11 protein-coding genes and 2 tRNA genes are annotated in these 14,131 nt (G+C 32.9%); 8 read left to right on the top strand and 5 right to left on the bottom strand.

Features of this window, described 5'->3' with window-relative positions; all coding sequences use genetic code 11:
- The first annotated feature begins 98 nt into the window (after positions 1-98).
- The 6 genes from CHB81_RS14010 to CHB81_RS13985 all read left to right on the top strand — a co-directional run bounded on the left by CHB81_RS14010 (position 99) and on the right by CHB81_RS13985 (position 8,615).
- A complete protein-coding gene (locus tag CHB81_RS14010) occupies positions 99-449 on the top strand; it encodes a four helix bundle protein (protein ID WP_089352485.1) in 351 nt (116 codons plus the stop codon).
- Positions 450-520: 71 nt separating this feature from the next.
- On the top strand, positions 521-1,210 hold the full coding sequence (locus tag CHB81_RS14005) for an RluA family pseudouridine synthase (RefSeq protein ID WP_089352484.1): 690 nt from the start codon (positions 521-523) through the stop codon (positions 1,208-1,210).
- Between the two features lie 76 nt (positions 1,211-1,286).
- Positions 1,287-2,615 (top strand): aldehyde dehydrogenase, encoded by a 1,329-nt coding sequence (locus CHB81_RS14000; RefSeq protein ID WP_089352483.1) that lies wholly within the window; start codon positions 1,287-1,289, stop codon positions 2,613-2,615.
- A 119-nt stretch (positions 2,616-2,734) separates the two neighbouring features.
- Entirely contained in the window at positions 2,735-3,529 is a 795-nt protein-coding gene (locus CHB81_RS13995) for a hypothetical protein (RefSeq protein WP_089352482.1), read from the top strand.
- 96 nt (positions 3,530-3,625) lie between these two features.
- Positions 3,626-7,672: a PAS domain S-box protein gene (locus CHB81_RS13990; RefSeq protein WP_089352481.1), complete on the top strand. Its 4,047-nt coding sequence runs from the start codon at positions 3,626-3,628 to the stop codon at positions 7,670-7,672.
- Between the two features lie 91 nt (positions 7,673-7,763).
- Positions 7,764-8,615, top strand: coding sequence for a neutral zinc metallopeptidase (locus tag CHB81_RS13985; protein WP_089352480.1), 852 nt, complete (start codon positions 7,764-7,766; stop codon positions 8,613-8,615).
- Between the two features lie 347 nt (positions 8,616-8,962).
- On the opposite strand, the gene CHB81_RS13980 is transcribed toward CHB81_RS13985, so the two are convergent.
- From CHB81_RS13980 to CHB81_RS13960, 5 genes are all read right to left on the bottom strand, one after another.
- Positions 8,963-9,036, bottom strand: a tRNA-His gene (locus tag CHB81_RS13980).
- Between the two features lie 303 nt (positions 9,037-9,339).
- A tRNA-His gene (locus CHB81_RS13975) sits at positions 9,340-9,413 on the bottom strand.
- 76 nt (positions 9,414-9,489) lie between these two features.
- Positions 9,490-10,206, bottom strand: a complete 717-nt coding sequence (gene bshB1 / locus CHB81_RS13970) for a bacillithiol biosynthesis deacetylase BshB1 (protein ID WP_089352479.1) — start codon at positions 10,204-10,206, stop codon at positions 9,490-9,492.
- A gap of 156 nt (positions 10,207-10,362) precedes the next feature.
- On the bottom strand, positions 10,363-11,439 hold the full coding sequence (locus CHB81_RS13965) for a chorismate-binding protein (protein WP_089352478.1): 1,077 nt from the start codon (positions 11,437-11,439) through the stop codon (positions 10,363-10,365).
- 5 nt (positions 11,440-11,444) lie between these two features.
- Entirely contained in the window at positions 11,445-11,873 is a 429-nt protein-coding gene (locus CHB81_RS13960) for a PaaI family thioesterase (protein WP_089352477.1), read from the bottom strand.
- Between the two features lie 128 nt (positions 11,874-12,001).
- Between CHB81_RS13960 and CHB81_RS13955 the strand changes: the two genes are divergently transcribed.
- Positions 12,002-13,513: a hypothetical protein gene (locus tag CHB81_RS13955; RefSeq protein WP_089352476.1), complete on the top strand. Its 1,512-nt coding sequence runs from the start codon at positions 12,002-12,004 to the stop codon at positions 13,511-13,513.
- A 27-nt stretch (positions 13,514-13,540) separates the two neighbouring features.
- Positions 13,541-14,125, top strand: a complete 585-nt coding sequence (locus CHB81_RS13950; RefSeq protein ID WP_089352475.1) for a hypothetical protein — start codon at positions 13,541-13,543, stop codon at positions 14,123-14,125.
- Positions 14,126-14,131: the final 6 nt, after the last annotated feature.

Below are 14,131 nucleotides of genomic sequence, written 5' to 3'. Positions count from 1 at the left end.
TTAGACTAGCTTAGATTTTTAGACTGACTTAGACTAGGTTTTATAAAAAACAACAAGTCTAAAAATCTAAGCTACTCCAAATAAATAATCTAATAAAAATGCATCAATTTAAAGAACTTCAAATTTGGAAGAAAAGCAGATTGTTTTGCTCCAAAATTTATAATGTAACAGCAACTTTTCCAAGTGAAGAAAAGTTTGGAATTATAAATCAATTAAGAAGAGCATCTGTATCAATCCCTTCAAATATTCCAGAAGGTTCATCAAGAAATTCAAATAAAGATTTTGCCCGATTCTTAGAAATTGCAATTGGTTCTGCTTATGAAGTGGAAACACAACTTTTAATTTCATCTGATCTGGGATTTATCAATGAAGAAAACACTACAGAACTGATAAGTCTATTAGGAGAAATCACAAAAATGACATCACGATTTAGAGCAACTTTATTATAAATAAATTTAAAATCTAAAAAAGTCAAACTCTAAGAAGTCTAAGTAAGTCTAAAAATCTAAGCAAGTCTAATATGAAAATTCTTTCCAACAAAAACAATCTCCAAGTTCTCCACGAAGACAACCATATTATTGTGGTTAACAAACGTGTAGGCGATATTGTGCAAGGTGACAAAACTGGAGACAAACCTTTGTCAGATGTTGTAAAAGAATATATTAAAGACAAGTATAACAAACCTGGTGACGTTTTTCTGGGTGTAATTCATCGTTTGGATCGACCTACAACCGGAATCGTTGTTTTTGCCAGAACCAGTAAAGCATTAACACGTATGAACGAAATGTTCAGCAATCGTGAAACTCAAAAAACTTATTGGGCAGTTGTGAAGAATAAACCTCAGGAAACAACTGCCAAATTGGTTCACTATCTTAAAAGAAACGAAAAAAACAATACTTCAAAAGCACATTTAAAAGAAGTTCCGGATAGTAAAATTGCCAGTTTAGATTATACGGTTTTCAAAGAACTTCAAAATTATGTGGCGCTAGAGATCAATTTGCATACCGGTCGCCATCACCAAATTAGAGCACAATTGGCAGCAATTGGATCTCCAATTAAAGGAGATTTAAAATATGGTTTTGACAGAAGTAATCCTGATGGCGGAATTCATCTTCATGCCAGAAAATTAGTTTTTGTGCATCCTGTTTCCAAAGAAAACATTACAATCATTGCGCCTACCCCGGATGAAACAATTTGGAATGCGCTATGATTTTTATGATACAATTGTTAATTTTTTAATTTTTATCGATTAACTTGCATAGTCAAAAATCAAGGTAATCATAAAAATGGACTATAAAAACGACATCGGATACAGAAAAGAAACGCTTAAAAAATTGTTGTATAACATTCAAAAAAGCGAGGATTTAATTGTAAAAGCTTTGTACGATGATTTTAAAAAGCCTGAATTTGAAGCAGTTCTAACTGAGACAAATTATGTCATATCGGAACTTAAAGACACCATCAAAAATATCCATAAATGGGCAAAGCCAAAACGTGTTTTACCGTCTCTTCTTAACTTTCCTTCTACAGATTATATTTTTAAAGAGCCATACGGAAACGTTCTGGTTATTGCACCGTGGAATTACCCTTTTCAACTAGCTTTGTGCCCTTTAATTTCTGCCGTTGCTGCAGGAAACAGAGTTGTTTTAAAACCATCTGAACTTACTCCGAATACCTCATCAGTAATTGCAAAAATTATCGAAAAAACATTTCACATTAATCATGTCGAAGTTTTTGAAGGCGGCATTGAAGTATCTAATAAACTGCTGGCAAAACGCTGGGATTATATTTTCTTTACCGGAAGTGTTTCTGTTGGTAAAATCATTGCCAAAGCTGCTGCCGAAAATCTGACTCCGGTAACATTAGAATTGGGCGGAAAAAATCCTTGTATTATTGATGAAACTGCCAATTTAAAATTAGCCGCAAAACGAATTGTCTGGGGGAAATTTATAAACGCCGGACAAACCTGTATTGCACCTGATTATATCCTGATTCAGAAGAACATGAAAGTTAATTTTCTTTCTTTTTTAATGGAAGAAATCATAAAGGCTTACGGTAAAAAGATGGAAAAATCTCCCGATTTTGCTCGTATTATCAACACTAAAAACTGGGTTCGTCTGGATAGTATGATCGAAAGAGAAAAAGTAGTTTTTGGAGGAGAAACTGATGCCAGTAAACTTTATATTTCTCCCACAATAATTGAAGAGCCAGCTTTGGATAGTCCGGTGATGAAAGAAGAAATATTTGGTCCTATTTTACCAATCCTAACTTACGAAACCCAAGCCGAGATTCAAAATGTAATTAGCCGATATGAAAAGCCTCTTGCCTTTTATGTCTTTAGCGAGAATAAATCGTTTGCAAAAAAGCTAATTACCACTTATTCTTTTGGTGGTGGCTGTATCAACGATACTGTTGTTCAATTTTCGAATAAAAGATTGCCTTTTGGCGGAGTTGGTCATAGCGGAATTGGTGCTTATCACGGTCAATTGAGTTTTGACATCTTTTCGCATCATAAAGCTGTGGTCAAAAAAGGAAACTGGCTAGATTTGCCCATGCGATATGCTCCTTACAAAGACAAATTAACCTCTATTAAACGTCTATTAGACTGGATGTAAGTAATAAAAAACGATTTCGTAATGTTTTGTAGATTATCATAAGAAATTGATTAAAAATATTATATTTACGTCACATTAAACAGCTTAAATTACAAGAATATAAAATAATTTTACTCCGAATGAAATCTACACTTGACCAAATTGAAGACATCAAAAAAAATGGATACACCATAGATTTTGGGTCAACTTTTAATTACGCCTTCGAGAATTATAAAAAAATCGCACTTTATTCCGGACTTATCATATTGGTATTTTCAATTGTCGTTGGAGTCCTTGCTTTGGGATTAGCGACAACCTATTATGGCGTAGGCGCTATCAATAAAGAATTTATTCAAAGTCTGGAAAACCAAAAACTAACTTATGCACAGCAGCTTCTGTCTGTGGTTGGTATTTCGGTATTTGCAGCTTTACTGGCTCCGTTTGGTGCAGGATTTCTTAAAATGGCAGATTGTGCTGATAAAGATGAAGAATTTAATGTTTCAACCATTTTTACCTATTATAAAGCTCCTTATTTTACTCAGTTATTTATAATGGCTTTAATTCTGGGATTAATAAGCAATGCTATTGCAACTGCTCTTGACAGTCTTGGAATCATACTTTTAGGAAATGCAATTTCTGCTTTCATCTCCTATTTTACGTTTTTAGCTATGCCGCTGGTAGTTTTTGGAAATTTGAACGCAGTAGACGCACTAAAATCAAGTATAATAGTAGTAACTAAAAATCCATTGCTAATTTTTGCATTGTTTGTCACTGGCTTTCTGGGCTCTTTGGTAGGTATTTTTGGATGCTGTATTGGAATACTTTTTACGGTTGTTTTTAATAGTTCTATGACTTATGCAACGTATTTCTCCATTTTTACTGTAGAAGACGATAAAGATGTAATTGACTCCATTGGACAATCGGATTTAGAATAAAATCGAAATTTCTAAACAACAAAAAGAGCCTAACCTACTCTTTTTTAGAACTTTCAAAAAAATGCTGTTTTACTAAACCAACATACCCCGAATTCTATGGTAGTCAACTATAGTTTCTTCAATTCATTGATTTCAGGAATTGCCTTATTTGGCAATGCCCTGAAATCATTTATAACCAACTGGTATGTTTTTAACTCGAACATAATTTTTTACAACAATCCTAAACTCATCATTTTAGGACTGTCTCTATTGGCTTTTCTTGCCTTGTTGATTTATCAGTTTTTTAGAATAAAAGCCAGAATTGGTTATTTTATTGAAAAAAAGAAAGAGGCCGAAACCGCCAGTAAAGAATATCAATTGTATATTTTGTTCTTTGGCATTGCGGTTATTGTAATAGAAATCATTAATGAAATTTTTAAAATAAGACCAAAAAGTTTATTAGCCGTAAACGTTTCCATTGGCTGTTTAGTTCTTATTATTTATCTCATAACCGATAAAGTTAAATGGCTTAGAGATAAGATTCAGCAAATATTTATATGCTGTTTCTTTTTGTACATTTCCTATGTTTGCTACAATATTGTCCGTCTTTCAAATGATGTTGTACCAATAATCGTTTTTTTAATCTCCTTTTTCTTTTCTTACAACATTTTAAAACCAATAAAAATTTACTGGTTTTTTGTTGCGCTGGTATTTACATTCCTGCTTATTACAGTTGTTTTTCATTTAATTCCTATAAAATCATCTGTCTTATTAATCAATTTTTGCATTCTTATATTCATTATCAATCAGGTAAAATATGCCGTTTTATTAAACAATCGGGATAATTTTAGATTTGCAAATGAAATAGTTCATAAAGGAAATTCATTAACGATAGCAACAGATCAAAAAGGTGCAATATTATTTTGCAGCGAAACAATAAGCTCCATTTTAGGATATTTGCCAGACGAAGTAATGGGTTTTAATTTCTGGAAACTCACAAAAGATGAAGGTTTTATGGAGAAAAATTTCCCGATAAAATATCAGGAGAACAAACTTTATATCCGAAAATTAAAAAGTAAAAACGGAGAGTATAAATACATCCAATGGAAAGATAAAAAATTCTCTGATGACTTAATTATCAGTATAGGTCAGGATGTAACGGAGCAAATCAATGTTCAGGATCAATACAAAAATCTAATTCAGACTGCTACCGATATAATTTTTGAAATTGATGCTTCCGGACATTTTACTTTTGTAAATGAATTTGGATTCTCAATTTTAGGTTATTCTGAAAATGAAATTATATCAAAACATTATTCTAATTTCATTCATGAAAATTACATCAGAGGCGCTGTAGATTTTTACGAAAATCTGGTTATCAATGAAAACGACTTTCCAACAATAGAAATTCCGATTATAAAGAAAAACGGATTAGATGTATGGATTTCGCAAAAGATTATTATTCGTAAAAATGATCTGGGCGAAACCATTGGTTTTGCAGGTATTGCAAGAGATATTACAGAGATTAGAAATATCGAAAACGAGAAAAAAAGACGTCTCGAAAAAATTGAAGCTTACAACAATTCAACAAAAAAACTATCAACAACCGACTTTAGCAAGTATGACAACTTAAACACCGTTATCGATTATATTGTTCAGGAAGCCGCAACGGTAAGCAAAACAAACAGAGTAAGTTTCTGGAAATATTACAAGGACTTAATTACCTGCAAAAATCTGTTTAGTATTGACAATCAAAAACTAACGGACAAAAATATACTAGATAAAGAATCGTATCCTATTTATTTTGAGACTTTAAAAAACAAAGCCATAATCAATGCCCCGGATGTTTTTAACAAATTAGAAACCTCTGAATTTCAAAAACTGTATTTCACCAAGAATCATATCAAATCGATGCTGGATGTTCCAATATTTCTAAGCGGACAATTGGCTGGCGTTGTTTGTTTTGAAAGCACCGAGGAACAAAGAGAATGGGACAACGAGGATATTAATTATGCCCGAACGATTTCTGATGTGATATCATTGGCTATTTCGTCTCAAATGCGTCTGGAAGCAGAACGGAAATTAGAATTTAAAAGCCAATTGCTTTATGCACTTTCGCTTTGTACGGAGAAATTTTTATTGAGTAAAACCACCCAGGAAATGTTTCAGGAAACGTATGATTTAATTGGTAAAGCTGCCAAAGTTGATCATATGTATTACTATGAACGAGATTTTACAACTAATACGGTTAGCCAAAAATACAAGTGGTCTAAAAAAGGTATTTCACATCAAATTACCAAATTAAAACAGCTTACAGCCGAGAATTTAAAAGAAATTTATGATGCTGCTCAAAACAAAAAAATCCTTAATACGCTTACGCGAAAGCTTGACGATACGTTTTTTAAACAACTACTGATTGATAACGAAATCAAATCAATTTTGATTTTACCACTTTATATCAATGATGTTTTTACAGGTTTTATAGGTTTTGATGATTGTACGAATGAAAAAAAATGGTCTGAAGAGGAGATTTATATTTTTCAGGTTCTTGCCAATAATATTTCATCTGCTTTAGAACGAAATCGAAATGAGAACAGAATTCTCGAAAGTGAAGAAAAATTCAAATTAATAGCCAATAACATTCCGGGAACTGTTTATTTATCCAAATTTGATGCTTTTTCGACCAAAATATTCCTGAACGATGAAGTTTTAAATTTAACCGGTTATTCTAAATCAGAGTTTATTGAGAATAACTTATCGTTTTTATCCCTAATTCATCCGGATGATAAAGACGAAGTAATCAATAATCAAATCGATAATCTGCAAGGCGGAACACCGCTTCATAACATATATCGCATTCAGCGAAAAACAGGCGAGTATATTTGGGTAGAAGAATTTGGCGATGTGATCAAAAAAGGGGGGCAAATTGAATTTGTTGGTGGAATCTATTTCGATATTACAAACAAAAAAGAAACGGAAGATGCCATCAAAGCCAAACAATTGGCGGAAGCTGCCAATAAATCTAAATCTGATTTTCTTGCCAATATGTCACATGAAATCAGAACACCATTAAATGGTATTATAGGTTTTACGCATTTATTGATGAAAACAGATCTCGAAGAAATTCAGGAAAAGTACATGACCACGATCAATCAATCAGCACATTCTTTGTTGGAGATTATCAATGATATTCTTGATTTTTCTAAAATTGAAGCCGGAAAACTGGAGCTTTTCATCGATTTATATGATATTAAAAAAGTACTAGGTCAGGTTTTTGATCTGATTGTTTATGAATCGAATCAAAAAAATCTTCAATTAGAATTAAATGTAGATCAGGATGTTCCTAAATACATCTGGACAGATATTGTCCGAATCAAACAAATCCTGATTAATTTGCTTTCGAATGCAGTAAAATTCACCAATGAAGGTTCTATAAAACTTAATGTTTCAGTTTTAGAAAAATACAAAAACAATAATTGTGTAATTCGATTCTCTGTAATTGATACCGGAATTGGAATTCTGGAGAAGAATCAAAAGAAAATTTTCAAGGCATTTTCGCAAGAAGATAGTTCTACAACGAGAAAATTTGGAGGAACCGGTTTAGGACTAACTATTTCGAACCAACTTCTTGCTCTTATGGAAAGCCGATTACAGCTCGAGAGCAAAATAGATATTGGAAGTAATTTTTATTTTGATTTAAATCTAAAAACCAGCAACCAAAGTATTAATGAGAAATACAATGCCGAGTTACAAAAGATAAATTCAGATGCTTGTGCCACTAAATTAAGCGATAAAGACATTACCTTTTTAATTGTCGAGGACAATAAAGTTAACATGATGCTGTTAAAAACTATAATTAAAAATTTATATAATAATGCTTTTATCTATGAATGCGAAAATGGCTTCGAAGCGGTGCAGCAATTTGAAAGCATAAATCCAAATTTGGTTTTTATGGACATTCAAATGCCTATCATGAATGGTTACGAAACCACAAAAGCAATCAGAAATACTGTTCACGGTAGAGATATCCCTATAATTGCAGTAACTGCAGGTGCTGAAAAAGAAGAAAGAAACAAATGCATCTCAGCAGGAATGAACGATTATATTTCTAAACCAATAATGAAAGGAACCGTCGAAGAAGCTTTGAGAAAATGGCTAAAATAAATTAAAGTTAATCGTTTGAATGAAGTATATTTTCAAAAAAATATATAAATTCGTACAACAAATTCTATAACAATCAATAATACAATATACTATGAAGTGGAGAGGAACAAGAGAGAGTGACAATGTTGAAGACAGAAGAGGTGTCTCTGGCGGAAAAGTAGCCGTTGGTGGTGGAATCATTGGTATTATCATCTTATTGGTGAATATTTTCGGTGGTGAAAATGCTCAGTTGATAACACCTGTTCTGGAACAAATGCAAGGCGGACAACAAACGCAAACTGAAGCAGCAGCTCCCTTAAGCAAAGAAGATGAAGAAATGGGACATTTTGTAAAAACCGTCCTGGCTAAAACTGAAGACACCTGGGGCAAAATTTTCACGGAACATGGGATGACCTATAAAAATCCAAAATTAGTACTTTTTAAAGGCTCTGTTAACACTGATTGCGGTGGTGCAACATCTGCATCCGGACCGTTTTATTGTCCGGGAGATCAAAAAGTATATATGGATCTAGGTTTCTTTGAGGAGCTAAAAACTAAATTTGGTGCTCAGGGTGGTGACTTTGCAATTGCATACGTTATTGCACACGAAATTGGCCATCACATACAAACCTTATTAGGAACCTCAGCCAAAATGCGTCAGGCACAAGAAGGAAAAAGTGAAGCCGAAGCCAATAAACTTTCGGTAGCATTAGAACTACAAGCCGATTTTTATGCAGGAGTATGGGCTCACGATAACCAACAGTATATAGAAGCCGGTGATATTGATGAAGCTTTGAGTGCCGCAAACGCCGTTGGTGATGACGCCATTCAAAGTAAAATGCAAGGTCATGTTGTTCCGGATTCCTTTACACACGGAACATCTGAGCAAAGAATGTACTGGTTTAAGAAAGGTTTTAAAACCGGCGATATCAAACAAGGAAATACTTTTGAAGAAATAAGATAATTCATAAACCAAACTATAATAACCAAATGAGCATGACTTAATCGTCATGCTTTTTTGTTTTTTTTTGAACCATATAAGTCATGTAAGTTCATTTAAAGATAAGTTCGTGATAATCTTCTTTTTTATATCCGTCGCCATTTTTGTCATTTAGGAACGAGAAATCGCACTAGAAACTCCCCAATCAAAATCGCCAATCTTTGTCGAGCTACCAGTGCGATTTCTCGTTCCTCGAAATTGACAAAATTATGCATAAAAGAAAAAACTAAAATGAACTTATATCACTTAAATGGTAAAAAAATACAACGCACAAAAAAAGCCTTGAATTTCTTCAAGGCTTTAAATTTCTGGGTGGCTGACCGGGTTCGAACCGGCGACCCGCGGCACCACAAACCGCTACTCTAACCAGCTGAGCTACAACCACCATATTTGCTTAGCGGTTGCAAATATACAACTAATGTTTACTTCCGCAAATAAAAAAAGGTTGAAAACCGAAGATATTAAGCACGAAAGTACTTTTAATGAAATAAAATGATTTACAAACCAAACCATAATAACCAATAAACCAAGACTTAAACGTTGTTCTTTTTTTGTGAAAAACAAAAGAGAAATCCCGAAAATTAAATCCCAAATTCCAAAATATTAGTTACTGTAATATTCACCATCTTGGAATTTAAATTATAAGCACAAAAAAAGCCTTGAATTTCTTCAAGGCTTTAAATTCCTGGGTGGCTGACCGGGTTCGAACCGGCGACCCTCGGCACCACAAACCAATACTCTAACCAGCTGAGCTACAACCACCATTTTTCTTTGCGGTTGCAAATATACAACAAAGGTTTACTTCCGCAAATAAAAAATAGAAAAAATATTAAACTTTTTACATCAAATCTTCTAAACTATTGACTGCCAAACATCTTTCAACAGTGAAACCTTCAGCAAAATCTTTCCCAACTAACCTTCCTAAGTCCTGCGCGCGGTAATTTAGGCTTTCAAAGAAATTTTTACTCGTTATTGGTGTAGCTGGTTCTTTTGAATTTGGGTCATAAAATTGTGTTTTATACGCCGAAATAGCTTCGACCTTCTTTTTTTCGAAACCTGTAATATCAACTACAAAGTCCGGTTGGATATTTTTCCACTGAATATAATGATAAACCACCTTTGGTCTCCATGCTTCCTGATTTTCTCCATCAACAGAAGTTTCTATTTTTATCAATCCGGATAAAAAGCAAGCATCAGAAACTAATTTACTTCCTTTTCCGTGATCAATATGACGGTCGTCTATTGCATTACACAATACGATCTCCGGTTTGTATTTACGAATCATTTTTATAACCTCTAATTGATGCTTTTCGTCATTTACAAAAAAGCCATCGCGCATCTCTAAATTCTCACGAACCAAAACACCTAATATTTTTGCTGCATCTTTTGCTTCTGAATCCCTGGTTTCAGCCGTTCCGCGTGTACCTAATTCGCCACGCGTTAAATCAACGATTCCAACTTTTTTACCAAGAGACACTTCTTTTAAAATTGTTCCGGCACAACCCAATTCTACATCATCCGGATGTGCACCAAAAGCTAATATATCTAATTTCATAACTATTCAATTTCAAAAATCAATTTCAATTTCAATCTGAAAACTAAAATCAATTTTTTGTTATCTTATTTTCTTTAATCTTTCTTCTATTTTCTATTTTCTTTCTTCTTTCTTCTATTTTCTTTCTTCTATTTTCTTTCTTCTATTTTCTTTCTTCTATTTTCTTTCTTCTATTCTCAAAACTCTTTTCATTGTCATCGATTTGTTGACGCTTTCCTCCCATTCTTTTTCTGGAATACTTTCTTTTGTAATACCACAACCCATGTATAAAATCGCTTTATTATCCTGGATTTGCATGCTGCGTAAATTTACAAATAAATCAGAACTAACCGTCTTATTCGCAAAACTGCTATTTAATTCCCCCAGAAAACCAGTATAAAAAGTTCGGTTATAATTTTCGTTCTCAATGATAAAAGCTTTTGCTTTCTTTTTGGGTAAGCCACAAACTGCCGGCGTTGGATGCAAAGTATCGATAACCTCCTCTAAAGTCGAATTATCGTTTAAAACTCCCGAAATATCTGTTTTAATATGCCAGATTGATCCGGCTTTGATACTATACGGTTCTGTCACCACAACAGACGAAGCCACTTCGCGCAATCTTTTTACGATAAAATCAGTCACATATTGCTGTTCGTCTTTTTCTTTTTGCTGCCAGGAAATTTCGGTTTCCAAATTCGCTTTCTGCGTTCCGGCCAAAGCTGTAGTTTCAAAAACATTTCCGCTCGCTTTCAATAATTGTTCCGGCGTTGCCCCCATCCAAAGCCCAATTTGAGGATGAAAAAAACAATACGAAAAAGTCGTTGGATATAAATGAATCAAACGTTGAAAAATGGTGCTAAAATCAAAATTAACTAAGTCGATTTTCTCGCTTCTGGAAAGAACCACTTTTTTGAATTCGTCGTTTTTGATTGCTTCAATTCCTTTTAAAACCAAATCTTCATATTGATTTCTAGCTTCTAAATCAAAACTAGCATCCTCAATTTCATTAAAATCAAAATTGATTTTAGTTTGTTCGGCACTAATAATTTTTGATTCTTCTTCCGGAATTAAAATCAGTTGTTTTTCATCAAAAGAAGCAAAAACAAACCCTTTCTCGCTATAATCCGAAACCGTGTACAAAGTATCATTTTGCTGCAAGAGCCCAAAAATAGCCGAAGAATTAGGTTTAGAATAAATTACAAAAGGTAAATTTTGTTCTTGATGTTTTTTTATTGTAGAGAAAAAGTCATTCATATTTTCTACTCTTTCTTTTTATCCAAAACCATATTGGTCAATTTGCAAAGCGAAATCAGGTTTCCGGCTTCATCGGTAATTTTAATTTCCCAAAGATGAATACTTCTTCCTTTATGAATGATGCGCGCTGTACCAAAAACAAATCCTTCGCGAATACTTTTTAAGTGATTTGCAGAGATTTCGATTCCGCGAACTTCTTGTTCTTTTGGATTGATAAAAAAGAATGAAGCTGCACTTCCCACACTTTCAGCCAAAGCCACTGAAGCGCCTCCGTGTAATAATCCTAAAGGTTGGTGAACACTTGGATTTACAGGCATTCTGGCAGTTAAAAAATCTTCGCCTGCATCTATATATTCAATTTTTAGCGTTTCCATCAAAGTGTTTTTAGAAAACTGATTGCAACGCTCTAATATTTGTTCTTTTGTGTAATTCATTTAAAATAGGCTTTAAAATCGTAAAATTAAAGAAAAGATGAGATACAAATTAGAAAATACATTTCTATTATTTAAAATCAGCTTCAAACATGTAAGTTTTTTGTTATTTTTACAGAAAAAGATTTTAAATGCGTCACTATTTTGCACTCTTCATTTTCGGTATACTTTTAGCACTTAGTTCCTGTCGAACAGATTTTGATACTGTTGCCAGTTCCGGAGATTTAAAGTTTTCAAAAGACACGGTTTATCTGGATACTGTTTTTAAAAACATTGGTTCCAGCACATACCAGCTTAAAGTGTACAACAGAAGCAAAAACGATATTTCGATTCCGACCGTTCAGTTCAAAAAAGGTTTAAGTTCTAAATACCGAATGACCGTTGACGGAATGAGTGGAAATAATGGTAAAATTTTTACTAATGTTACGCTTCTCGCCAAAGACAGTTTGTACATTTTTATAGAAACCACGGCAGATATTACAGACGCTAATCCAACTGATTTTTTATACACCGATGAAATTCAATTTGACAGCGGAGCAAATCTTCAGGAAGTTGCTTTGGTAACCTTAATTCAGGATGCTGTTTTTTTATATCCAAAACAAAACGCTGACGGAACTAAAGAAAAAATCAAAATAGACGGCAAAGATGTCGATGGTTTTTATTTGAATGAAACTGATCCTGTTAACGGAAATGAATTGATTTTTACTAATCAAAAACCATATGTAATTTATGGTTACGCAGGAGTTCCGCAAAATAAAACTGTCACTTTTAATGCCGGAGCACGAGTATTTTTTCATGCCAATTCAGGACTTTATGTCGACAATAACGCTTCTTTGCAAATTAACGGAACAGCTTCAACAACCAAAAAATTAGAAAATGAAGTTATTTTTGAAGGCGATCGATTAGAATCGCTCTACGATGATATTCCCGGACAATGGAAATCTGTGATACTATCAAACGGAAGTACCAATCATGCTATAAATCATCTGACATTAAAAAATGCTATTACCGGTTTGGATATTAAAGGTCAGGACGATACCACAATTCAAATTAAAAACACTCAGATTTACAATTGTGCTGAATATGGGATTCAGGCTCAAAATGCCAAAATTAATGGCGAAAATATTGTAATTAATTACACTGGTTTAGCAAGTTTATCTTGTGTTTATGGCGGAAACTATCTTTTTACCCATTGTACTTTTAATAACAATTGGTCAAGTTCACAATTCGCTGTGAATTTAAGCAATACCCTGGCTGGTGCAACTCCGGAAACCAGTCCGTTGACTCAGGCAACATTCAACAATTGTATTATTTATGGTTCAAACACCAACGAATTTAATTTGAACAAAAACACCAATGCTGCATTTGTATATCAATTAAACAATTGTCTATTAAAATTTAGCAGTTCATCAACAAATCCTGATTATCAGTTTAAAACAGATCCTGTTCATTACAATCAGATTATTCTAAATGAAAATCCTAAGTTTTATGATGCTTCAAATAATAAATTCAATATCGATAATACGTCGTCCGCTTTCGCGAAAGGAAATCAGACTTATATCATTCCATTAGATATTATTGGAGCCACAAGAACTTCTCCACCAGATTTGGGTGCTTATCAGAGCAAAGATTTCCCTAAATAGTTAAAATTTAAAATACAAATGGATTCTATGAAATTAACTATTTTATGTATAATTTTCCTTTTAATTTACAACAATTCATTTGCACAAAACACAACTATAATTAATTGTGATTCCATTTATAAAGACAAAGGAATTACAATAAAACTAGTAAACTTTGAGACCGAAAAAGATGGTTATGAAAATGAAAAAAATTCAATTCTAATAATCAATCAAAAACTAAATAATAAGAATTTAGTTTTAATAAAAGATTCTATTTTTAGCAGCGCCCAAAAAATAGAATTTAAAGATTTTAATAATGATAAAGTAAAAGATATTTTAGTTCAAAATATCTCTGATGTACGAAGCAATTGGACTTATAATTTATATTTATATAATCCCAAAACAAATAATTTTAAAAAAGTCATTGGTTTTGAAGAGATAAAAAACCCAAGTTACAATTCAAAACATAACATTATCGAAAGTCATGTGGTTTCTGGTACAAACTGGGCCGCATTCTACAAAATCAAAAACTTCAAAGTTTATGATTATAATATTGAGATAAATGATGATGGCAGTTCTAAATCTGAAAAAGAATACAGAAAAGCCATAAAAAAGATATCAGAAACAAAATAAAACTTT

The sequence above is a fragment of the Flavobacterium sp. ov086 genome, from assembly GCF_900187965.1.
Lineage (GTDB): Bacteria > Bacteroidota > Bacteroidia > Flavobacteriales > Flavobacteriaceae > Flavobacterium.
Note: the sequence above shows the minus strand (reverse complement) of the source record. Positions and strands in the feature narration are given on the sequence as shown.

Bases quoted from the DNA above. Each gene is read 5' to 3' on its own strand.
- CHB81_RS14010 (WP_089352485.1), top strand. From the start codon at position 99: ATGCATCAATTTAAAGAACTTCAAATTTGGAAGAAAAGCAGATTGTTT.
- CHB81_RS14005 (WP_089352484.1), top strand. From the start codon at position 521: ATGAAAATTCTTTCCAACAAAAACAATCTCCAAGTTCTCCACGAAGAC.
- CHB81_RS14000 (WP_089352483.1), top strand. From the start codon at position 1,287: ATGGACTATAAAAACGACATCGGATACAGAAAAGAAACGCTTAAAAAA.
- CHB81_RS13995 (WP_089352482.1), top strand. From the start codon at position 2,735: ATGAAATCTACACTTGACCAAATTGAAGACATCAAAAAAAATGGATAC.
- CHB81_RS13990 (WP_089352481.1), top strand. From the start codon at position 3,626: ATGGTAGTCAACTATAGTTTCTTCAATTCATTGATTTCAGGAATTGCC.
- CHB81_RS13985 (WP_089352480.1), top strand. From the start codon at position 7,764: ATGAAGTGGAGAGGAACAAGAGAGAGTGACAATGTTGAAGACAGAAGA.
- bshB1 (WP_089352479.1), bottom strand. From the start codon at position 10,206: ATGAAATTAGATATATTAGCTTTTGGTGCACATCCGGATGATGTAGAA.
- CHB81_RS13965 (WP_089352478.1), bottom strand. From the start codon at position 11,439: ATGAATGACTTTTTCTCTACAATAAAAAAACATCAAGAACAAAATTTA.
- CHB81_RS13960 (WP_089352477.1), bottom strand. From the start codon at position 11,873: ATGAATTACACAAAAGAACAAATATTAGAGCGTTGCAATCAGTTTTCT.
- CHB81_RS13955 (WP_089352476.1), top strand. From the start codon at position 12,002: ATGCGTCACTATTTTGCACTCTTCATTTTCGGTATACTTTTAGCACTT.
- CHB81_RS13950 (WP_089352475.1), top strand. From the start codon at position 13,541: ATGAAATTAACTATTTTATGTATAATTTTCCTTTTAATTTACAACAAT.